A 22,586-nucleotide genomic window follows, 5' to 3' on the forward strand; every position below is an offset into this window, starting at 1 on the left:
CCAGCGCTCATGAATGGCGGCGCGTCAATGCCCGATCGGCATCCCGCCAGTCTTCGCGGGCCGCGGGGCAAGCCAGATAAGACACGCGGCAAAGATAAGGATTGCGGTGGTCGCCCAAAAAGTGTGGATGAGCGCCATGGTTGTCGCTTCCAGGTCAACCATATTGCTGAGCACCTGCCGCACCTGGTCAGGCGGGAAGCCGAGTCCCGCAAGGCTTGCCTGCGCCGCTTCCGGCTGCAGGACTGCGACCGCGTCGCTACGCGCGAGGCGCTGGGTATCACCCCAGTAGGAAAGTGTGATCGAGGTCGCCACGGCGGTCGCAATCGTGCGCATGAAGCTTTGAAGGCCGGCAGCCGATGCCACCTCGTTCTCATCAACCGTGTTGAGCGTCAAGGTCATGAGCGGGAGCATCATGAAGGTGACGCCGAGTCCCTGAACGAACTGCGGCAGACTGAGGGTCCAGAAGTCCGAATCCGTCGTCCAGGTCGTGCGCAGAAGGGCCATCGCTGCGATCCAGGCAACGCCGCCTGAAACGAGGAGGCGCGGGTCGTGACGGCTCATCAGATAGGCCACAAGCGGCGCGGTGATCAGTCCGCCCATGGCCGAAAACGATGAGGACAGACCGGCGGCGGTCGCCGGAAATCCGAGCCAGGCCTGCTGCCATTGGGGAACAATGACAAATCCCGCAAAGTATCCTGCGAAGGCGAGCGACAGCACCGTTAGGGCAACGCTGAACCCCCGGTGCCTGAGGACTCGAAGATCGACGATCGGGTGATCCTCGCCCAACTCCCAGATCACGAACACAACGAAGCCGACACATGATGCAATCGACAGCGCCACGATCATCGGGTCGGCAAACCAGTCGTGGTTGCGACCAAGGTCGAGCACCAGTTGCAGGCAGCCGACCCAGAGTATCAGCAAGGCGAGGCCGACAAAGTCGATGGGTAGTATCTGCCGCTCGGTCTCGATCGGCCTGAGCAGAGAAAATCCTACGACGATGCACAAAATTGCAACAGGGATGTTGATCAGGAATATCCAATGCCAGGAATAATTTTCGGTGAGATAGCCGCCGATCATCGGGCCAAGAGCAGGTCCCATCAGCAGTGTAACAGCCCATAGTCCCATCGCCATATTGCGCTTCTCGGGCGGGAACACGCTGAGCAGCAGGGTTTGCGACATCGGCATCAAGAAAGCGCCGAAGATTCCCTGACCGATCCGGCTTGCCACGAGCATGCCCAAGGTCACCGAAATGCCGCAGAGAAAGGAGCAGATGCCAAACCCGACCATGCTGAACAGGAAGGTGCGCACCGACCCGAAGCGACCGGCGATCCATCCGGTCAAGGGGACGCAGATCGCCTCGGCGACCGCATAGGAGGTGATGATCCAGGCGCCTTGTTCGAGCGTGATACCGAGATTGCCCGCGACGTGCGGAATCGAGACGTTGGCGATGGTCAGGTCGAGGATGACCATGAAATTGGCCAAAGCCAGCACCAGGCCTGCGACCATTTGCCGCGACGGGGAGATCCCCGCGCTTGGGGGTGAGGGTTCGCTCATTGCAGGTCACTGGCCCGAGACATCGATCTCGACTTCCACCGACAGCCCGACGCGCAAAGGGTGCTGACGCAGTTCGGCAGGATCGAGTTCGATCCGCACCGGCAGGCGCTGAACGGTCTTGATCCAGTTCCCGGTCGCGTTCTGCGCGGGAATGATCGCCATCGACGAGCCGGTCCCGCCGGCGAGGCCGGTGACCTTGCCGTGATAGACGACATCGCCGCCGTAGAGATCGGACTTGAGGGTCACAGCCATGCCGGGGCGAACGCGCCCCAGTTGAACTTCTTTGAAGTTAGCATCGACGTAGAGCTTGTCGATCGGAACGATGGTCATGATCGTCTGGCCGGGGCTCAGGCGCTGGCCGACCTGGATTTGCAGGCGGCTCACCACCCCGGAGACCGGTGCTCGGATCTCGGTACGCTGGAGATCGAGCAAGGCCGCGTCAAGCCGGGCCCTGGCCGCCTGAACCGCTGGATCGGTGTCCACGCTGGAGCCGCGCACCAGGGCATCGTTGGCCGCGAGTTGCCCTTGCGCAACCCGGCGGGCTGAAGCGACTTCCGAGATGCCGCCACGTGCTGCTTCGAGCGCAGAACTTGCCGCGGAATAGGCTTTGCGCGCCTGTGTCAGTTCCTCGCCCGAGATCGCGCCGCTGGCAATGACTGCCTCCCGGCGCTGCAAATCGATCCTTGCCTTTTCGAATTCCGCCTGCGCGGTGCGAAGCCGCGCCTGGGCCTGGACGAGACCGGCGCTTGAGGTATCGATCTGGGCCGATAGCGCGCTGTTGGTCGCAACGGTCTGGCCGAATTTGCGGCGAGCAGCGGCAAGATCGGCCTCGGCCTGCGCGACGGCGATCCTGGCGTTGGCGTGATCGAGCCTGACCAGGACGTCCCCGGCCTTCACCTGCTGCGTATCTTCGACGAGCACCTCGATGGCCGATCCTGCAATCAGCGGGGTGACCTGCGCCATACGCGCGTTCACATAGGCGTTGTCGGTGCTGACATAGTTGCGAGCGACCAGCACATACCACGCACCCCAGGCAAGCGCCGCGATTGCCAGCGCGATGGCCAGGCGCTTGAGCCACATCGTCCGGCGGGTCTTGCGAAAGGCGGACAGTTCCGGATCGACTTCGGCAGCTTGTGTCGCGGTATCGCTCATTGGTCGGTCTGTCCTGATGGTTGGGTAGTGGCCGCGTCGAACCCGCCGCCCAGCGCGCGGATCAACGCCAGCGTCGCGCCGCGCTGATATGTCTCAAGGCCGATAACGGCGAGGCGAAGGTCCTGCACGCCGCGTTCGCTCGCGAGCACGTCGAGATAGCTGGCAAGCCCGGCCTCGTAGCGTGTGCGCACCAGACCGAGTGCATCTTCGTTGGCGGCCAGTGCGGTGCGGGCCGCGCGAAGCCGCTTGTCCGCCGCGTCGCGTTGGGTCACCGCGTCGGCAACTTGCTGGTAGGCGGTGACCACAGTCTGGTTGTAGTTTGCGACGGCCTCGTCATAGGCTGCCTCGGCGCTGCCATATTGCGCCTTGAGCGCGCCGCCCTGAAAGATCGGCAGACTGATTGCCGGGCCGACGCTTCCAAACAGCGAGCCGGAATCGACAAGATTGCCGAGACCCAGGGCCTGCAGGCCAATCAGCGCCCTGAGGTTGATCGAGGGAAAGAACCCGGCCCGCGCGACCTTGACCCGGCTTGCCGCCGCTTCGACCCGCTCGCGCGCGGCGACGATATCGGGACGCCGGCCGAGCAGGTCGGTGGTGACACCAGCGGGAACCCCGCCGGGCGTTGAAGGCGCCAGTGGCGGACGGGTGATCGACTGCCCCCGATCGGGGCCAGCACCCAGGAGCGCGGCCAGCTGATTGCGCCGGATGCCGATGTTCTCGTCAACTGCGGCTAGATCCTGCTCTGCTCCGGCGACCTCGGCATCGGCGCGGCGCAGACTGGCGAGGTTGTCGAGCCCGTTGCGCTGGCGCTGGGCGACAATGTCGCGCATCGCCTGGCGGTTGGCGAGCATGGCTGCGGCGTTGTCGCGCTCGCGATAATGGCGACCGAGTTCGGCATAAGCGGCGGTTATCGCAACCGACAGCACCAGGCGGGCCTGCGCCGCATCGACCGCCGCCGCTCGGGCATCCGAAGTCGCTGCCGCAAGGGCCGCCCGGTTGCGCCCCCACAGGTCGAGGTCGAAGCCGAAGCTCAGCGAAGTTTGCCCGTAATCCTTCCAGCCATCGGGCAGAAACTGCGCGGGAATGCCGTTGTTGCCGCTCTGGCGGCGCAGGCCGCCTTCGGCCTCGGCCCCAATCGAGGGGAGCCGTGCGGCCCCGACCCGCTGCGCCTCGGCTTCCGCGCGCCTGACCCGCGCCACCGCCACCGCGACCTGCGGTGAATTGGCGAGGCCTTCCTCGATCAGCGCGGTCAGTTGCGGATCGCCCGCCAAGCGCCACCATTGGTCCGGCGGCCAGGCCGTGTTGCCGCGCGCGGCGAGGGTCTGCCCCGCCTCGGTCGTCTCGGCAGTGCGCAACGCGGGCCGTGCTCCGGGATGGGAAACCGGGACGCACGCGGCCAGAGCCAGCACCAACGCTGCGCCGCCGTAGATTCGGAACCTAGCCGACATAGGCACCCCGCCCGCTGGCCAGCAATCGCCCTTCGGCATCCTCGATGCGGGTCTCCGCGACACTGATCTGCTTGCCCAGCTTGACCACCCGCCCAATCGCGCGCAGCGGACCTGAGGTCGCAGGGCGATGGAAATCGACCCGCATATCGGCGGTGGCGCGCGCCGATCCGCCGAGCGCGTTGATCGTGTAAAGCCCGGTCAGGTCGATCAGCGCCGAGAGGATGCCGCCATGCGCCGATCCGATCATCGGGTTGGAGACGATCTCGTCGCGCCACGGCATTTCAAGGATCAGCGCGTCGTCTGTCAGTTCGGCGATATCCAGCCCCAGCCATTGGTGGAACGGCGCAATGAGCAACATCGAACGGAGCTGGTCGAGGTCCATGCTTGCTGCCGGATCGTTCATGCCGCGACCGCCTTTCCGTGCGTGCGGACAAGGAAATCGAGGATCGCGTCGCCAAAGGCATCGTTCTGGTCGCCGACCACCATATGCGTCGCATCGGCGATGTCACTGTAAGCGGCATGCGGCACGAGCGCGCGGAAATGCGCCACGGCTTCCGGTGACACCAGATCGCTCGATCCGCCCCTGATCAGGTGGACCGGAAGCGCAAGCCGCGATGCGGCTTCGCCCAATTCTGTGCGCCCAAAGTCGCTGCTGTCGCCGCGCTCGGCATGGCGCCGCATGATGCCGTCGATGAATGCCGGGTCCCAATGCCAGTAATAGCGCCCGTCGCCCTTCTGCCGCAGATAGTGGGCGAGGCCGGACGACGCCTTGCGGCTTGGACGATGGGGGAGATACTCGGAGATCACGCGCGCCGCTTCCTCGGGCGAGGCAAAGCCTTCGCGGGCATGGGCAGCCATGAACCCGACTACGCGCGTAACACCGCCCGCCTCCATTTGCGGTGTGATGTCCACCAAGGTCAGCGAGGCGAAGCTGCCGGGAGCGACCTCGCCTTCGGCCATGATCCCGGCAAGTCCGCCTAACGACGCCCCGATCAGTGCGGGCTTGCGGTCGAGCGACCCGGCAATCGCGATCAGGTCGCCCGCGAAATCGACAATGTCATAGGCTCCGTCATCGGCCCAAGCGCTGTCGCCATGACCGCGCAAATCGAGCGCGATAGCGCGAAAGCCGCAGTCGGCCAGCATCGCCGTCACCCGCTTCCACGCCCGCTTGGTCTGCCCGCCGCCGTGGGCGAGCAGCACCGGCATACCCTGCTCAGGGCCTTCGATCAGGGCGGCGATAGCATGGCCGGAATGGCCGGAGAGCGTGACGGGCGGATTCGACATGCTTTTATCTTACTGTATGATGCCTTACAGTAAAGGCTGTCCTTTTGGTCAATCGGAAGCTATGAGCTGTGGCATGGCGAACACGTCCGACCAGCAGAGCTACCTCACCGAGGCCGATGGGCTGGTGTTCCTGGTTGAGGAGGTTCCGCGCAAGCTGCGCCGCGTGTTCGATTCCTCGACCGCGAAGTTCGGGCTGACCCGAACCCAATGGCGCGCTCTCGCCTATATCTTCCGCACGCCCGGTCTGACCCAGACCGAGCTGGCCAAATGCCTCGAACTGGAACGCGCCAGCGTCGGTCACGTCATCGACCAACTCGAAAAGGCGGATTACGTCGAGCGCCGGGCTGTGGAAGGCAATCGGCGGGTGTGGACCTTGCACCTGCGTCCTAAGGCGATCGGCATCCTGCCCGCGCTCAGAGCGGAAGCCGATGTGGTCTATGAACGGTTGCTCGCCGGCATATCGGGCGATGAAGTTGCCGTGTTCAAGCGACTTCTGGCCACCATGTCCGCCAATCTGTAGCCTTCACGCTGGCTGCGGCCGCCAGCTGGAATGTCGACGCCGCAAGACCAGGACGGCTTCCCCTGGACGCTTGCGGGGGATTATCAGCCTTACTTCGCTTCGGGACCGATCTGCGACAGGATCCTCTCGATCCTTGCCACCTCGGCCTGAAGCGTCACCCGTTGCGGTTCTGGAAGCCGCTTCTCGCGCAGCAACAGCCGCGCCTCGTCAGCTCCGCACTGCCAGGCCGGGCGATGCCGTTCGACAATACAGGCATTGGGGCAGCGGACCGGCTCGCACATGGCGATCATTGGTCCGGTGGCACCCGGTTCCGAAATGCGGTTGAGGCACAGGGCAGTTGCCGGATCAAAGAAGCAATCGGCCAGCGGGCCGACATGCAATGTCCGCGCGAGACTGCCGAGCATCGTGCGCAGGCGGGGCCGGTCGGCAATCATGGCAGGTAGCGGCGCCAACTCGTGGCCAACAGTATCGAGTGCGGCTCCGATCCTGTTCGCGGCAGGTCCGCCAAGGCGCGCACCACCTTGCCGCTCGTCGAAGTAGACGAGGATATCGTCGATCTGGCCAAGCGCGCGCTGGGCTTCGATCTCTCCGCGAAATCCGGACCGGCTGCTGCCGGCATAGCCTTCAAACGCCGCAACGCTGGCGTGCTTGTACTGGATCATGCCGGCAATCGTCCCAAAGGGCCGGTTGGCGATGTGCCAGGCAATGGTCCGGCGAAACTGGCGTGTGGTCAGCCGCCAGGGCGCGCCATTGGGTCCGGCAGGAATGATCGGTGCCTCAGCCGTTCCGAACCGGTCGTTGAGATGATCGCGAAACCGGTTGAGTTGCCGGACGATCTCGGCAGAAATGTGCGTCTTGGTGTTGGCCCGAAGCGCGAGGACCGGCCACAAAGTCGTTGTCCCGCGCGCTTGCCCCGCCCGCGCGGACAGGCGTTCGAGGACAGCGATGGCTTCGGCGACCGGCGCGATCGTGACCCACTCGGTCTCCTCGCCGCCGCCGCGCTTGCCCTTGTAAGCGGTGGACTTGATGCCATGCCGCAAGATCGCACCGTCTTCTGATCTGGTGATGGACAGGCATCCCTGCTTCATCGCCTGGATCTCGCTGTCCCGCATGCCTGAGAGGTAGGCGCAGACGACGTAGGCTGCCGACTGCAGCATGACCTCTTCGAGAGCCAGGACCTTGGCATCGAAGCGGGTACGCCAGAGCAGGCCGGTATCGGGATCGGCCGAAATGGCCGTATCCATCCCGCCAATCTCGGTGCCGAGTTCTGCTACGGCGGCGGCGATGAGGTCCGGCGCGCCGGTGGTCAGGCCAAGGTGCATGGCCGGTTCGGCCTGCGCGTCGATGCCGGCATGGAGGTGGATCAGGTGGTAGTTGATGGGCGGCGTGACTTCCCCGGTGTGCGGATCTGTCCGCGTTGTGCCGTTGTGTGGGGTGGTCCAGATCGGAATCCCGCGACCTTGTCGCTGCAAAGCTGCCACATAGGCGATGAGGCGTTGGCGTTGCCGAAAACGGCGAGCAGCGGGATCAAGCCCTTCCTCAGCGGTGATCAGACAGTTGCGCGTTGCTTCGAGGCGGTCGAGTTCCGCCCGCGCGGCGAGGATGTCATCTGCATAGCAGGTCACGTAGCGCAGCGACCAGGCGAGCAGCGGGGTGATGATCGCTTCCGGAATGCGCGGCGTCCGGTTCTCTCCGGCGACGTACTTTGCTCCCGCAACCGAGAAAGGGCTGCGCCCCGGCCACGGTTCAAAGGACAGGCGCGCAGTCGGCAGATGGTGCCGCAACTCATGCAGGTCGAAGATTATCCGCAGCAGCGCTGCCGCCGCAACCGGACGCAGTCCGGCAAGGCGCAAAGAGCGGGCGTAGCGATCAGCCAACGACTGATCGACCCGGCCGAGATCGAAACGACCCAGCTGAGCCTTCACGAAGTCGAAAAAGCGCAAGGTCCGGTTGGCCTCACCGCGCACCCCCGCCGGCTCAAGCCGTGAACGGTGCCCGGGTAGATCGACATTGAGACGCGCATGAAGAATCTGGCGCAGGGCATCGGCGATGGATGGGTCGTCGATACCATCGAAATGTACCGTGATATGGCAGCGCCGGGCGTTGTCGCGAAACACGCCGGGAGCCAGATCCCAGACCGGATCGCCGTATCGCGAGATATGCGCGCGATCGACCCCAGGGCGGAGCGGTGCGGAGATGAGCACCGGGAGGGCGTCACGTTCATTGCAGCTGTCGGCGAGCAGCTGGAGAGGGGTCATGCGCGGGCCTCGGGTGGCAGATAGACCGTGGGAGGTTCGACCGCGACCTGCGCCCGGGCCTTTGCCACGACGTCGTCGCCGAAGGCGGGCAGGATCTGCTGAACAATGCGGTCACGGGCATGGCCGAACTTGGCTGCCCACTCGGCCGCGCTCAAACCGGCTCGCTGATCATCGACGAAGGTGAGGAACGCGAGGATGGCGGGCAGCTTGCGCGCGGTGATGACCGCGTTGCGACAATCGAGGCAACCCCAGAACGGCGTGGGGCACGCGGTACCGGCAGATGCAAAGGGACTGGAATAGAAGTTACCGCAGTTGGCAAGCCAGACGTCCTGTTCGCCGTCGAGAAGTGCGCGCGAGACGCCTTCAACATCCGGAGCGGGGCTCGCCAACTCCCTGCGCAGCCGCTCCTCGTCCGAGGGAGGAAGTATCCTTGGACCGGTCAGCGCTTCTTCGAGGGCATCCGCCACGGCCTGCTCGTGCAGCGGTCTGAGTGCCGGAATATCGGCGTAGTGCCGTGCCGCGATCTCGGCGGTATGGCCGACGGCGAAGCGGGCCATGTGCCCTTCGGTCTTAAGGTACCACAAGGCCTTGTGCGTCTTGCGTAGCTGCGAGAGGCGCAGGAATAGCGGTCGACCGGCGTCATCGACAATGCCGTGACGCTGCGTCCAGGCGTCGATCGTCATGCGCGGTTGGCGGATACCAGCGGTGATCTCGTTGGTCTGATAATAGACCCAGAGGTTGTCGCTGGAATTATGCACCCTGGCCTTGGCGGAGAGTGCGATGATCCGCCGGATCAGGCCGCCCGGTGTCGATGAGCCGCCATCACGGACCCGGATGGTCTTGTGCTCGGCGCCGTGGGCGCGAAGCTTGGTATAGGCGACATCGACGGTACCGCCCGAAGCATTGCGCAAACAATCGATGGTGAGCGACTTGCAACACTCCAGCTCGAGCCCCGTCTCCAGCGAGAGCAGAACGAGAAGCGGCACGACGTCGTGTGCAGTAAGGTAGTGGGCAGCATGGAGGCTCAGGTTGAACCTTGCGCCGCTCAGTTCGCGAATCCACCGCAGCTTATACAGGCTCTGATATGCGGGGTCACGGTAGTGCAGCACACCGCGCGCGTCGATCGCAGCGTGGGCTTCGCGGTAAGCACCTTCTGTCTCCGGCACCTCATCGAAACGCGGCCCCGACCGCAAGCGCGCCTCGATCGCAACAAGATCGGCGCGGGCCGCATCGCGGAGTTGGCGAGCGACATACGGACTGTAGGCATCGCGTGGACGGGGGCGAACGTGGGGGTGCGAGCTGACGTAGCGCAGCCGTTCCCGCAAGCCAGGATCGACAAGCTCGGGACCATCGGCCGCAATGCGGCGAAGGACCGAGACGACCTTGGCGACATAGGTCGGCGCGTGTGTCCGCGACTTGCCCTGCGCGGCGAGCCACCTCTCGAACCCGTCGATATGGTCGGTGCGAAGGTCTGCCGGCCCGTTGATCCGGTCGCCTGTCCCGGCAAGATAGGCAAAGAAGCTCGGTAACTGCGTCACGTATGTCTTGATCGACGAACGCACCAAAATGGGGCCGCGCGGGGCAACCAGCATGAACAGGCCCCGTGCAAAGGCGAGAGCCAGGCCTCGTGGCCGCAAGCTGGTGAAATCCACGAGCAACTCGCCGCCGTATGGCGGATCGATCATGAAGCGCAGCGTGCTGATCTGCGACCATGGATCGGCCTCGGGCGCAGTCGCGGCGGCCTCGAAACTGACCTTGCGCCCTTTGCGTGGAGCAGCGGTCATGATGGAAGATAGTCCGGTACGAGTGCCAACAGCTCTTCGACCGCCGCATCGACGGTATCGGCACGCGTGGCGAGGTGATCGAGATAGATCGAGGTCGTGGCGAGGCTTGAATGGCCAAGCAATCGCTGAACCTGTTGAAGCGGATCGCCGACCAACTGGCGATACCCTTCCATGGCACCCACCGGTGCCGCCGCCTCGGCAAGGCGGCGCTGGATCAGCATCGCCAGCATGTGGACCGCAAAGGAATGCCTGAGTTGATGGGGGCTGACCCGGACCGGGATGCCGGCATCCGTGCAACGGCGGCTCGCCCGCGCGAAGATCGCTTCCCACGAGTTGGGGAGCACCGGATGCCCGACCTCGGTCAGCCAGAGCACCGCCGCTTCGCCAGGCGTTCCATCGTCGGCGCAAATTACAAGCCTTGCGCGTTCATCCGGTGTGACGACCTCCATATCCATCGTGCCACCGCCAACCAGCTGCAATGCGCGCAGCCTGAATGAGGGGCGGTGTATGAAGATCGGGCGGTCAATGGCTTCCCAGCCACGGCGCCTTGCGAACTTGGCGACGGCTGCGGCTCGCTCCACGGCGATATAGGCGTCAAACATCGGCAACAAACGGCGCGGCAGCAATATGCCACGCCCCCTATCCCCCTTGGTAAGTGCCGCCGGAAGTTCGACCCGCCGCTGCCGTTCCGCCCGGGCGCCGCCAACCGGAATCTCGGCAGTGAGCAGGTGAGATGCCTCTTCCAGGCGCAGGCCAGTGGTGACCAACAGATCGGCGAACAGCGCGTTGCGCGCGCCATTGCGGTCACGTGCTCCAGGACGCTCTGTTCCCTCTACGGTCAGGCCGCGCAGGCCAACCTCGCGAAAGGCGTGGTAATCGGTGAGATCGATGAAGCGGACATCTGACCGACGGGCCGCGCGTTCATAGGCGTCGTTGCGGCCCGTGACGGCCGCTCGACGCCCTCCGTGCGAACTTCGCCAGACCTGACGGTGGGTAAATGGGGTGCGCTCGATCAGGCCCTCCCGCTCGGCCCATCGATAAAGCTTGTCGAGCGAGGCAATCGCCCGGTTCCACGTCGACGTCGAAACCCGGAACTCAGCGTCACTACGCCGACGTGCCCGATGATAAGCACTGACATCATCGGTATCGGCTTGCCAGACAGACTTGCCACAGACTGAGGCGAGGAAGCGAACCCAGACCAGGACATCATAGCCGTGGGCGCGTAGCGAATGGCGAGACCGCGCCCCGCTCAACGGCAGATCAAGAAAGTAGCGGTCGAGGTCTGGATCGTAGATCTCTCCACCTCGCAGGATCACCGGGACGTAGGAATCCAAGCCATCCGCCGCCCGGCGTTCATGAATGACGATCGACGTGTCTGAAGTATCCACAGCTTGCCAGTCCCTCCCCCGGACCCCCTCCCGACTCCAGATCGCGCACGTTGCGCGGCTGCGGGACGGTGGCCATCAGGCCGGACTACGCCAGCTTATGGATAGCGCTTCATCCGGCCTGATGGCCCCCTGCGTTGTGCCAAGAACATACCGTTCGATGGTGCGTCAGGCACGGTGCAGACTGTCCAGATAACGCGACGATTTCTTCGAATGCATAGGCGTCGTCCCCGAAGCGTTTGCCGAACTGGCGATTGAGCCGCTTGGCCGACCCTGTGGCGTGGCCGAGTTCGTGACAGCGGGTCGAGAAGTAAGCCTCGATCGAGTGGAACGCCAGGGGCGGCGGGAGGGTCACCGTGTCGGTGCCCGGCGAGTAATGCGCGCTGTCGCCGCCGTGGACGACACGGATTGGGATCGCCTCGAGGAAGGCCTGCACCCCGGCCGAGAGCGCGCCGATCGCCTTGGGATCGGGCGGCTCGGGGTAGTAGTGCGCCGGCAGCCCCTCGATCTGCGAGGCGTTGAAGACGTGGTTCCACTTCATGAACCGGATCGTCTTCTCGGTCGTTTCACCGGTCTCGCGATCGGTGTCGGTCTTGCGCGCAGAGCTGTAGAACACGCTGAACGAGCCGCTCTCGCCCTTGCGGACATGGGCGCCGAGTTCGAGCGCCTGGCGGAAGGTCATCCAGTAGGGGCTGACGTAGCCCCGGCTCTCGGCGACCGCCCAGAGGAAGAAGGTGTTGATCCCCGAATAGGGTACACCGTTGTGGCGCAGCGGCCGCGTGCTGGTCGAGGTCCAGGGCTTGAGCCACGGGGCGGTGCCGGCGGCGATTTTTTCGAGAATCAGGTCGGTGATGACCTGCGCGACGTCGGGTTTGGGATGACGGGTCATTGGGCCGGGCCCTCCGGGGCAGGATCGAGGGAGAGGTTGGAGGCGGCGCTCGACCAGGAGAGGCGCAGCGTGCTACCGTGCGGGATGCGCCAGGCGACCCGGTCGGCGAAGGCCATGCGGATGCCGGCAAGAATTGCCGCGTCCTCGCCTTCGAGAATGGCGTGGGCGCGCACCGCCGCGTCGTGGCGGAAGCGGGTCTCCTGGGTGTCGTAGCTGTCCGCATCGGAATCGTCGGAAGGGCTGAACACCGCATCGATGATGAGGTGGGTGAGATCATCGGGGCAAAGCGCACTGCTCCGGGTCAGTGCAATGCGCGCACAGTCGGGATCACCCCAGGAGTCGACATCTTCCAGAATCGCAAAGTCGGTCTCGAGATCGAGCCGCCGGTCGTGCTGATCGGTGAGTTCGAGCGTGATCGCGTCGGGGCGCAGGGTAACGGCACCTTCTTCATCGGTGGGCATTCCGCCGTCGAAGGTGAAGCGCTCACCGGTGCGCACGAAGGCCGGGAGGGCGTCGTACCAGGGATAACCGATGAAATTGGTGATCGGCTCGTAGAAGGCGCGCGGCTCGGGGCCGCCGAGGCGGTGCATCTCGCCGCCGTTCGAGCGCCGCAAGGCGCGGCCGAAAGTGACGGCATCGAAGGAATCAGTGTCATCGTAGATCGCTGCGCCCGGTTCGAGGTCGGCAAAGCGCGGCACCTCGCGGTAGCTGTCGCGGGCGAGCGTCGGGTACCACAGCGGCAATTGCCGCGCCGCCTGCGGGAAGTCGTCGTGATACAAGCTTGCTTCGAGCCAGTTCTCGAAGCTCAGGCGGTGGAACGGCTCCTCGCGGATGGCCGAAAAGATCGCCTCGCGGCAGAGCGCCACGAGCCGGTCGAGCGCGACGTTGCGGTAGATTTCCTTGCGGGCGGGCAGCACCAGGACGAGATCGGGTGCGTCGATCACGTCGACCTGCACGGACCACTGGGTGTGGTGGACTTCCTTCACGACCGGGAAGGCGTGTTTCAGCGTGACCCCGTGGAAATTGAGCGTCGCGATGTGGGGCGAGTGCCGGTCGCGGAACACGCCGATGCGGAAGCCGTCCCGCTCGATGACCTTGTGCGCATCGGCGAGGAAATCGGCGCGGGCGAGGTCCTTGCCGTTGTAGCTGACCGGGACGGCCAAGAACCGTGCCGCCGCCTCGACGCAGCGTTCGAGCTTGCCATCGGGCTGCGGACCGAACCGGAAGGCGATTGTCGTGCCGTGCGCTCCATCCCACGGGAGCACATCGATGTCGGCCTCGCCGGTCCAGGCATCGCCCGTGATCGCGAGCGAGAACGCGCCGTCAGCGCTCCGCGAACTGACCACGGTGTCGAGGCCCGCGAGGCTGAAGAAGCCCATGCCTGCCGGATCCTCGCGGGTACGGCATTCGTCGGACCAGTCGGATTGGCCCAGCGATAGGAGGTCGACCGGGTCGGCGATCCCGGCGCCGTCATCGCTCACCGTGATGAGGCAGGCATCGCCCATGTGCTCGGCGGTGACCGTGATGCTCGTTGCTCCCGCACGGCGGGCATTTTGGAAGAGCTCGTTGAAGATGTCGTCGAGGGTCCCGTTGAATATCCGGGTAACCTTCGAGATCGCGTGCGGAGAGACCCGGGCGCGCAGCTTGGTGATCATGGTCATGGGGTGGTTCCTGGATGGGCCGGCACGCTGCCGCAGGGCGCAAGGGATGCGCGGGCAGCGTGCCGGCAAGGCTGGGTCAGGCGTCGACGGTCTCATCGGCCTCAGCGTCCTGCTCTTCGGCAGGTTCGAGGTCGCCCGCATCGCTCTCGGGTTCGTGCTCGACCGGCGCTTCGTCATCGGGCTCGCTCGCAGCGAGCACCCGGAACCGCATGGCTTCGGGCACCCACGCGAGGGCAGCTTCCTTCACTTCGGGGGCGACGATGGTCTCGCCAGCGAACAGCTTCTCGCAGGAGGCCGAGAGATCGCCCTTCTTCGAGCCCATGAAACTCGCCGCCATGGTTGGTCCGCCGACTTCGCTGACATGGGCGAGCAGCGCCTGCTTGCTGACGCGGTCGAAGTAGTTGGCCGAGGTCGGCCGCCAGTGGCTGGCGACGTTGATCCCCATCAGGGCGGCGAGATGGTCGTGAAGGTCGATCGGCTCAGGGCCGGACTGCCCTGCCTTCTTGTCGATCCCCATGCTGGCCTCCAGCGTCTTTGCCATGCACCAGGCGAGCCAGCTTGCCTTGGCATCGTCGTCGAGCGCGCTGAACGCCGAGAACCGGTCGACCGTGCGGCGATGTTCGGTCCACGACAGGTCGAGCGTCTCGCGCATGTCGGCCATCAGCGTGTGGGCAGGGCTTTCGGGGTAATCGGCGAGGTAGAGCGAGGGCGACGGCGCGCGGAGCGTCGTACCCAAGGCCTGCGCACTATAGAGTGCGCGGGAGTCGGCGATGGCAAAGATCAGGTAGTCGAGCGCGATCGCCGGGTTCGAGGCGAGGTTGATGGCGAGAATATCGCGGCGCTGGACGGCGAGTTCCTCGACCAGCTTCTGCGACAGTGGCTTGGGCGCGGACGAGGCGCTACCGCCCTCCCCTGCGGTTCCGCTGGCACCCTCGGCGGCGTCGGCCCCACGCGCCTTGCGCCGTTCGAGCGGCTTGTCGCTATAAAGGCCGCTGGCAACCGTGGGCTGGCCGTCGGCGCCGATGATCACGAAGCAGCCGACATTGGCCTTCATCTCCTCCGGGATCACCGGGGGCTTGTCGTGGAGCGCATCATAGGCGCTGCTCGCGGCATCCCAGCGCTCCTGAAACGCGGCAGCGGCAGCCTCGTCGTCTTCGTCGAGGGTTTCGCTTTCGGCTTCGAGCGCCGAGATCGTCTCGAGCAGCTTGTCAGCCTCGACCTGTTCCTCGTCGGTGAGCGGCGCCGGTTCGAGATGGACCTGGTGGAGATCTTCGGTCGCGTTGTAGGTGACGCGCGTCTCGAGGATCGGACGCACCCAGGCGTAACCGGAGGTTTCGGCGACCTCGGCCGCAAAGGCCTGGAGCTTCTCGCCAGCAATACGCTGGGCGATCTCGGCATCGATCCAGGTCTCGCCGCCGTCCTCGGTGAAGAGATCGCGCTCGATCTTGCCGCCGGCGGCGAGGTATTCGGCTTCGCTCGCCAGCTTGGCCATCGGCGAGGATGAGCGGATCGCGCTGTGCGTGACCATGCGGCGGATCGAATCCGGATTGTTGCCCTGCCAGGAGTTCGACAGCTCGTTCCAGACCATCATCTGGCGGTCGTGATTGGGCGTCGTCGCGTAGGCCTTGGCGACGTCGAGGGTGATCTTGCCCTCCTCGAGCGCGGCGAAGATCGGATCAGCGAGGTCGGCAAGCCGCAGGCGGCCTTCGATGAACCGGCGGGTGCGGCCGAACCGCTTGGCGATCGCGTCGAGGTCGCTGCCCTCGTTTACGAAGTGCTTGTACGCACGGATTTCATCGGTCGGCGTCATGTCGAGCCGGATGACATTCTCGATCAGCGAGAGTTCGGACTGCTCGGCGGCATCGATGTCGAGCACCCGGCAGGCGACGGGGTGGTCCTTGGGGAGCTTGCCGGCGGTCAGAAGAAAGTTGAGGGCGCGCAGGCGGCGGCCGCCTGCGGTCACGTCGAACATGCCCCGCTTCTTGGCGGGCACGACGATCAGGTTCTGAAGGAGGCCCTTGGCCTCGATATTGGCGGCGAGTTCCTCTATGAAGAGGTTGCTGTCGTTTTTGCGGACGTTGGCTTCGGACAGGCGTAGCTTGCCGAGCGGGATCAACTCGATGTCGTTCATTGGGGTGCTCCTGAAAGCCGGATTTGGCCGAGCCCTTCGGCTCACCCCTTCCAGCCCCCCTCCCCTCACGGCTTCAGGATTCCCCGAACTCTCAGGCGCGATGGTGCGTCTCTCCAGGCGGTTCGATTGGGCCCATGAGGCATAAATCGATCATCTATGCCTCATGGACCGGACCTGCGCCGGAACCTGAGACGCACAACTTGGTTGCGTTTATTGCGAATATGCGCTAGGGAATATGGCCATCTGCGGAGAGAAACGATGACACTGCCAGCCAATGCCTTGCCCTTTGGCAACAGGCTGCCCTCTGCCGATGATCGGCAGATCGCCAACCAGCTTCGGCGCATCCTTGCCTCGCAGAAGGCCGGTGAGGCCAAGCTGCACATACCCGATCCCAAGACCAGGAAGCCGGTAGAAATCTCGCTGACACCGGCGATGTCGGACCTGTTCCTCGAGTTGCTACGTCACATCGGGAGCGGGGATGCTGTCACGCTCGTGCCAATCCAGCAGATGTTGACGACCCAGCAAGCAGCAGATCTGCTCAACATTTCCCGCCCTTACCTGATCAGGTTGATCGAGAAGGGTGACATCCCGCACAGCATGGTAGGACGGCATCGGCGGCTCAAGGCCGAGGACGTGTTTGCGTACAAGGCAGCGCGCGACAAGATCCGTTCGAAGGCGATGGACGAACTGATTGCGGACGGCTCGGACCTGTATTGATCTGACGCTGCCATGTTCGCCAATCGTTACACCGCTCTGGTCGATGCCTGCGCACTGGTGAGTGTGCCTCGCCGAGATCTGCTGCTCACCCTCGCCGAGGCGGAATTCTTCCGTGTGCGCTGGTCGCAGCGCATCCTTGATGAAACTCGCGCGGCATTGGACAAGATTTTCGCCGAGCGTGGGTTCGAGGACGCGTCCGCAAGGGCAGCCCGATCGGTCGAAGCTATGCACCGGGCCTTCCCCGAAGCCCTCGTTGAAGCGCACGCTTCGGTCGCGGCCCTGAGGTTCGCGCTTCCCGACGCCAATGACGAGCACGTGCTCGCCGCCGCAGTCCAGACGCAGGCCCAGGCTGTCGTGACTGAAAACATCAGCGATTTCCCAGCCGCAATTCTCGCTCCGCTCAATATCGAAGCGCGGACCGCAGACGAGTTCATTGCGGACACGATTGCGCTCGACGAGGGCAAGGCGGTTGCTGCCATCCGGACGCTGCGCATTCGGCTGAAGCGGCCGGAAATGTCCGCTGAGGACTACCTGCGATCGCTTGAGGCGCATGGCCTGTTCGTTACCGCCTCGATCCTGAGCGGCCACGCTGAATCCATCTGACCTGCAATGACGCGAGCCGACGGTTAGGCGATGACCCGCCGAAGTATCTCGCTTGCTCCTTCTACCGGCACGAACACCCGCGTCTTGTAGGCGATGATCTCGGTGAGGCAGCCCTTGGCCTTGAGCTCGGGAATGCGCGCGGCTTCGGCATCGACGATCTCGATCCTTCGGGAACCGTTCACGCGGGCTGTGCGGATCGTAAAATTGAGGGGATGAGGCGCCTTCCAGGTGCCCCCGCCAAGGATGGCGGCGGCGATCTTGGTCGGATCGGTCTGCGCCTTGCGGGCAACGCCGAGTTTCTCGAGGGTCGCATCGACGTAGAGGTCGTGGACATGCCGCCCAAGCCAGGAGGCGCCGGACTTGTCGACGATGCGGTTGACCGTGAGATCCTCCTTCGGAAGCGCGCCCCAGATCGGCAGCAGCAGCCCCGTCGCGAGATAGACGGTCTCCGTGACCAGTTGGCTCTCGTCGGCGGCGTATTCTTCCTCCCACAGCGCGCTGAACTTGGACTTGGTGACGGGCCCCCAGGCGGACTCGTCGAGCCGATCAGCGCGCAGGTACTCGCTGCGGAGCGGCCGCACGAGTTCGTAGCGGCGGATCATGTGGCCCTCCTCGTCCATGTGCGAGGGCGCCGCGATGCCGAGTGCGACCTTGCCCGACTTGTCATTGCGCAGGAACAGCGGCTGTTCCTCATAGGATGCCATTTTGAGCACGCGCTCGAGCGAGAGGACCTTGCGCCGCTGGGTCAGCGACAGCTCGAGGAGGTGCGAGGTCGCGCCGGTCACAGGATCGGTCCGGATCACCGTGTCCGACAGCACCTCACAGGCCTCGACAGCCACCGTCTCGACCCCGATGTCGAAAGTCCCGGCTTCCTTTGCTGCGGAGACGCGGGTTTCAACAAGGGTCAGGAACTCGTCGAAGATCGCGTTCTGGACGGCGATCTTCATGGCGAGGATGCGGTTGAGCCAGCGCTGGATCGGCGGCAGGTCCTCGCGCAGGATCCCGTCCTGGTCGGTGAGCTCGAGCCCGCTCATCCGCTGGAACTCGGACAAGGTCGTGCTTTTGAGCTTGGCGGTCGCGAGCAGGCCGTACCAGTCGTGGAGCGCGTGCTTGGCGTAGATGCTCTCGAGGTTGTCGGACGCATCGAACATCCCCTGCCCGCCGGTCTGGCGCTGGCCGCGGGTCAGCGCGCCCAATGCATCGAGGCGCCGGGCGATGGTGCTGGTGAAGCGCGCTTCGCCCTTGCAGTCGGTGGTAACCGGACGAAACAGCGGCGGGCAGGCCTGGTGCGTTCGGTGGGTGCGGCCTAGCCCCTGAATTGCACGGTCCGCGCGCCATCCGGGCTCGAGCAGGAAATGCACCCGGCGCTGCTGGTTCTTGGCATCAAGACTGGCGTGATAGCTGCGCCCCGTACCGCCCGCGTCGGAGAAGACGAGGATACGCTTGGCCCCGGTCATGAATGCAGTGGTCTCGGCAAGATTGGTCCGGGGCGAACGGCTTTCGAGGCGCTGCTGGCCCGAACCGTCGCGGACCAGGCGTTTGCTGCGCCCGGTGACCTCGGCCACGGCCGTCACGCCGTAGTGCTCGAGCAGGGCATCAAGCGCTGTCGGGATCGGCGGCATGGCGCAGATATGCTCGATCAGATCGGCCCGCGCGGCTTCGGCCTGCGGGTTGTGGACCGGATTGCCTGCCTGGTCCCACATCGGCCGCGAGCGCACATCACCGAGCTCGTCGGTGTATTCTTCCATCTGCCGGGTCGGGAAGGCCCGGGTGAGGTAGTCCACGATCGCCTCGCGAGGCGACAGGTCCAGTTCCAGCGCCTCGCGCTCATCGGGATCGAGTTCGTTTAGGCGCCGATTGAGGATCGATTCCGCCGTGCTGACGAGTTGGACGACCACACTTTCGTCGTTCGCCAGATGCTCGTCGATCGCGGGATAGATTGAGGGCAACTTCAGCGAGAGCAGGACTTGCGCAAAAAAGCGCTGCTTGGTGCCTTCGAACCGGCTGCGCGCCGCCGCCTTGGCGCCGCTGTTGAGGGTCTTGTTCTCAAGCCCGTCGACAATCCCGGTGAGTTCGAGTGCAGCCTCGAGGTTCTGGTGAATGATCGTCCAGGCCTCGCAATAGGTGTCGTAGACCGCGATCTGCTCCGGGGTCAGATCGTGGCGGAGGATGTCGTACTCGATCCCTGCGAAACTGAGCGCCCGGGCGAGGTAGAGACCGGAGGCCTTGAGGTCGCGCGCCACCAGTTCCATCGCGGCAATGCCGCCGTCGCGGATCTCGCTGATGAACTGCTCGCGGTTCGCAAACGCCGTGCCCGGTCCCCACAGACCGAGCCGGACGGCATAGGCAAGGTTGTTGACGTCCGAAGCGCCGGTGGCCGAGGCATAGAGCACCCTGGCGCGCGGCAGTGTGTTCTGGAGCAGGACCCCGGCGATGCCCTGCAGTGAGCCCTGCTTCTGGCCAAGCGACCCTTCCCCACCCGCGACGCCGCCCATTTCGTGGGCCTCATCGAAGACGATCACGCCTTCGAAGTCCTCGCCGGCCCAGCGGACGATCTGGTCGAGCCGGGTATCCTCGACGCGCGAGCTGCGCAGCGTGCCGTAGGGGACAAAGAGGATGCCTTCGGGCGAGGTTATCTCCTCACCGATCTTCCAGCGGACAAGGTCGAGAATATCCGACGGCAATCCGCCGATCGCGGTCCAATCGCGCTGCGCGTCCTCAAGGAGCGGCGCATTCTTCGAAATCCAGATGTGACGGCGATTGCCCTTGAGCCACTGGTCGAGAATGCAGGCCGCTGCCTGCCTCCCCTTCCCTGCCCCGGTGCCGTCGCCCAGGAAGAACCCGGTGCGGTAGAGCTTGCCCTCAGGATCCTCCTTGAGCGCAACTTCGCCGGCAGGATGGCTGAAGCGGCCATGCAAGTCGCGGCTCCAGGCCTCGCCCGCATAAATCACGGTTTCAAGTTGGGCGGCAGATAGCAGTCTTGCCGTCACGGTGCGTTCGGGCAGTGAGGGCACGTAGTTGGGCATCGGCGCGGCGATCGAGGCCATCGCGGCGGATTCGACGAGGTGCGTCGGGTGTTCGCCAGCTTCCGCGATCACCACGCGCGAGGGCCGGTAATCGGCATAGACCCCGCGCTGCTCGCCCATCGCGGCGGGTACGTCCAGCACGTCGTAGGCGACGGGGCGGACCTCGTTGGTCTGGGGAGCTCGCACGATCACGGGCCGGGCTGGACCGGACTTCACCGAGCGGAACAGGCTGAGCTTTGGTCGGGGCGCTACCGCCTGCGTCGGGTCGCGCAATATCGCCCGGAGTGGCACGGTTGGCAGCGCCGCGAAGAGTTCGCCGACCGAGCTGCGATTGATGGTGGATACGCCGATCTCGCCCGGCACCTTGTCGACCACCAGCACGCGAACGGCGATCCCGGTGCCATGCTTGGCATAGCCGCCCTTGTCCAGGCGAAGCGACAGGACGACCCGCGCGCCTTCGAGGGTGCGCCGGAAGATTTCTTCGTACCTGGCCGAGGGTGAGAACCAGTCCGGCATGATCGCAACGATCCGGCCGCCCGGCAGCAGATGGTCGAGCGCGGCACGCAAGTGCCTGGCGGCGGTGTTCTGATCTTGCCCACGTGATTGCGACACCGAGAACGGCGGGTTCAACAGGACGACGCTTGGCCGTTCAGTTCCGGAGAGCAGCGCGCTGAGTTTTGCGCCGTCGTGGCGGTAGACCTTCGTGCCCGGAAACACGGCCTCGAGCAGGTCGGCACGGGATGGTTCGAGTTCGTTGAGGATCAGATCCTTGGCCGCGCCCTTGGCAAGCGAAGCGATGATCCCGGTGCCTGCGCTCGGTTCGAGCAACACGTCATCGCTCGAAAGCCGCGCCAGATGAACGGCCAGACGGGCCAGCGCCGGCGGCGTCGAAAACTGCTGAAACTGGATCTGGTCCTCGCTGCGTACCGTGTGGGTTGGCAGTTCTTTCGCCAGCGCCTCCAACGTGGCGATCGCCGCTCCCACCTCCATTCGGCCGACCATCTCGGGAATGGCCAGGGAGAGAGCTACTTCCAGCGCTTCGAAACTGTCACGCTGCTGCCAGGCACCTGCGGCGTCATTGCCGCCTGCACTCTTGGTCATGGCCTGGCTCAAAGCAGCGCGGTCAATCGGAACAGCGAGGAGCAGTTTGGCGGCCAGTGTACGCGCGGCGCCGAGAATGGCGCTGGCGCGCGGAATCGTTGTGGTCATGCGGAGAACTCCTGAGCTCGTGCCGATCAGCGGCACGCCCGCTCCATCCCCCCTCCCCTCACCGCTTCAGGAGCTGCGCCCAGTCGTTCATGCGACCCGGCGGCCATTCGGTCTCGATTGCAAGTCCGGGGCGTTGGTAGGATTCGGCTGCGCGTTCGCGCGCGCGCCTGCCCTCGGCGTCGTTGTCGGCCAGCAGGATCACGGTTTCGACGGATGCCGGGATATCGACCTGGTGGAAGCGCTTGGCGCCCATGGTCGCCCAGGCCTGGATACCTGTGAGCGAGGTATAAGCAGCCGCAGTCTCGAACCCCTCGCAGATGCCGATGGTCTTGCCCGGCGGGCCGTTGGTCCATGCAGCGCCGATAGCCTGGCCGAGGACGCGCTTCTCGGTGTAGTCCGCTGTCGACGGATCGAGGAATATCCGCTGGATCGCGGCGATCGCGCCCGCCTTGCGCATCGCGACGAGGAGTGCCGGCTCGAAGCTCGCAAGCATCCCCTTCCCTCGTGGACACCGCGGGTGAAAGCGCAGGTCTTCGAGGGGTACCCATATCTGGCGCACCTCGCGCACATATCGCTCCGCCAGAGTCGCTTCGATTGGTCGACCGGCTTGCCAGATTGCGAGGTGAATTCCAGTGCTGCACTGGAAGCTGGGCTTCATGTCGGAGGCATCGACGGTCGGCAGGTCTGCGATGCGTCGAAGAGCTCTGATTACGTCCCGGCTGTCGCAACCTGCGTGGCATGTCACGAGAATGGCTCGATCACCCTGGCGGATGGACAGAGATGGGGTTCTGTCGGCATGGCAAGGGCAGCGACACATCGCGGTATTGCCTGACCAGCTGCCACCTAGCCGGGCAACGAGAGTGCGTAGGTCTGGAGTTGGGATACTAGCGACAAGGGGCATAATCGCCCATTTCGTCCCCGCTCCCCTCCCCCCGTCGAGAATCTTGTGTCTCGTTCTTGCCAAA

Annotated in this window: 16 protein-coding genes; 3 read left to right on the forward strand and 13 right to left on the reverse strand. The window is 64.8% G+C overall.

Annotated elements, in window-relative coordinates; all coding sequences use genetic code 11:
- Nucleotides 1–24: 24 nt before the first annotated feature.
- The 5 genes from B5483_RS18070 to B5483_RS18090 are packed head-to-tail and all read right to left on the reverse strand — an operon-like array spanning nt 25 to nt 5,438.
- Nucleotides 25–1,554, reverse strand: a complete 1,530-nt coding sequence (locus tag B5483_RS18070; protein ID WP_073974073.1) for a DHA2 family efflux MFS transporter permease subunit — start codon at nt 1,552–1,554, stop codon at nt 25–27.
- 6 nt (nt 1,555–1,560) lie between these two features.
- Complete coding sequence (locus tag B5483_RS18075; RefSeq protein ID WP_073974074.1) at nt 1,561–2,706, reverse strand: EmrA/EmrK family multidrug efflux transporter periplasmic adaptor subunit; 1,146 nt, start codon at nt 2,704–2,706, stop codon at nt 1,561–1,563.
- Nucleotides 2,703–4,154 carry an efflux transporter outer membrane subunit gene (locus B5483_RS18080; RefSeq protein WP_073974075.1) on the reverse strand — a complete coding sequence of 484 codons (1,452 nt, stop codon included), beginning with the start codon at nt 4,152–4,154 and terminating at the stop codon, nt 2,703–2,705. The genes B5483_RS18075 and B5483_RS18080 overlap by 4 nt, the downstream gene beginning before the upstream one ends.
- Nucleotides 4,144–4,557, reverse strand: coding sequence for a hotdog fold thioesterase (locus tag B5483_RS18085; protein ID WP_073974076.1), 414 nt, complete (start codon nt 4,555–4,557; stop codon nt 4,144–4,146). The genes B5483_RS18080 and B5483_RS18085 overlap by 11 nt, the downstream gene beginning before the upstream one ends.
- On the reverse strand, nt 4,554–5,438 hold the full coding sequence (locus B5483_RS18090; RefSeq protein WP_073974077.1) for an alpha/beta fold hydrolase: 885 nt from the start codon (nt 5,436–5,438) through the stop codon (nt 4,554–4,556). Before B5483_RS18090 ends, B5483_RS18085 begins: the two co-directional genes overlap by 4 nt.
- Nucleotides 5,439–5,511: 73 nt before the next feature.
- On the opposite strand from B5483_RS18090, the gene B5483_RS18095 reads away from it, so the two are divergent.
- Nucleotides 5,512–5,958, forward strand: coding sequence for a MarR family winged helix-turn-helix transcriptional regulator (locus tag B5483_RS18095; RefSeq protein WP_073974078.1), 447 nt, complete (start codon nt 5,512–5,514; stop codon nt 5,956–5,958).
- 89 nt (nt 5,959–6,047) lie between these two features.
- On the opposite strand, the gene B5483_RS18100 is transcribed toward B5483_RS18095, so the two are convergent.
- From B5483_RS18100 to B5483_RS18125, 6 genes are all read right to left on the reverse strand, one after another.
- Nucleotides 6,048–8,216, reverse strand: a complete 2,169-nt coding sequence (locus B5483_RS18100; RefSeq protein WP_073974079.1) for a site-specific integrase — start codon at nt 8,214–8,216, stop codon at nt 6,048–6,050.
- Complete coding sequence (locus B5483_RS18105; RefSeq protein WP_073974080.1) at nt 8,213–10,000, reverse strand: hypothetical protein; 1,788 nt, start codon at nt 9,998–10,000, stop codon at nt 8,213–8,215. The genes B5483_RS18100 and B5483_RS18105 overlap by 4 nt, the downstream gene beginning before the upstream one ends.
- On the reverse strand, nt 9,997–11,388 hold the full coding sequence (locus tag B5483_RS18110) for a tyrosine-type recombinase/integrase (RefSeq protein ID WP_073974081.1): 1,392 nt from the start codon (nt 11,386–11,388) through the stop codon (nt 9,997–9,999). Before B5483_RS18110 ends, B5483_RS18105 begins: the two co-directional genes overlap by 4 nt.
- Before the next feature lie 109 nt (nt 11,389–11,497).
- Nucleotides 11,498–12,274 (reverse strand): ArdC family protein, encoded by a 777-nt coding sequence (locus tag B5483_RS18115; RefSeq protein WP_245829359.1) that lies wholly within the window; start codon nt 12,272–12,274, stop codon nt 11,498–11,500.
- The gene (locus B5483_RS18120) at nt 12,271–13,935 is read right to left on the reverse strand and encodes an ATP-binding protein (RefSeq protein WP_079731420.1); all 1,665 of its coding nucleotides are present in this window, start codon (nt 13,933–13,935) and stop codon (nt 12,271–12,273) included. Before B5483_RS18120 ends, B5483_RS18115 begins: the two co-directional genes overlap by 4 nt.
- 76 nt (nt 13,936–14,011) lie before the next feature.
- Nucleotides 14,012–16,066, reverse strand: coding sequence for a ParB/RepB/Spo0J family partition protein (locus B5483_RS18125; RefSeq protein ID WP_079731421.1), 2,055 nt, complete (start codon nt 16,064–16,066; stop codon nt 14,012–14,014).
- A 258-nt stretch (nt 16,067–16,324) separates the two neighbouring features.
- On the opposite strand from B5483_RS18125, the gene B5483_RS18130 reads away from it, so the two are divergent.
- Both B5483_RS18130 and B5483_RS18135 read left to right on the forward strand, forming a co-directional pair.
- Nucleotides 16,325–16,783, forward strand: coding sequence for a helix-turn-helix domain-containing protein (locus B5483_RS18130; protein ID WP_079731422.1), 459 nt, complete (start codon nt 16,325–16,327; stop codon nt 16,781–16,783).
- A 12-nt stretch (nt 16,784–16,795) separates the two neighbouring features.
- A complete protein-coding gene (locus tag B5483_RS18135; RefSeq protein ID WP_079731423.1) occupies nt 16,796–17,386 on the forward strand; it encodes a VapC50 family PIN domain-containing toxin in 591 nt (196 codons plus the stop codon).
- 23 nt (nt 17,387–17,409) lie between these two features.
- Here B5483_RS18135 and B5483_RS18140 read toward each other — a convergent pair whose 3' ends face one another.
- Together B5483_RS18140 and B5483_RS23770 are read right to left on the reverse strand one after the other, a co-directional pair.
- Complete coding sequence (locus B5483_RS18140) at nt 17,410–21,621, reverse strand: strawberry notch-like NTP hydrolase domain-containing protein (RefSeq protein WP_079731424.1); 4,212 nt, start codon at nt 21,619–21,621, stop codon at nt 17,410–17,412.
- Nucleotides 21,622–21,679: 58 nt separating this feature from the next.
- On the reverse strand, nt 21,680–22,522 hold the full coding sequence (locus B5483_RS23770; RefSeq protein WP_425435055.1) for a DUF7146 domain-containing protein: 843 nt from the start codon (nt 22,520–22,522) through the stop codon (nt 21,680–21,682).
- Nucleotides 22,523–22,586 lie beyond the last annotated feature (64 nt).

The organism is Novosphingobium mathurense (assembly GCF_900168325.1).
In the GTDB taxonomy this organism is placed as follows: domain Bacteria; phylum Pseudomonadota; class Alphaproteobacteria; order Sphingomonadales; family Sphingomonadaceae; genus Novosphingobium; species Novosphingobium mathurense.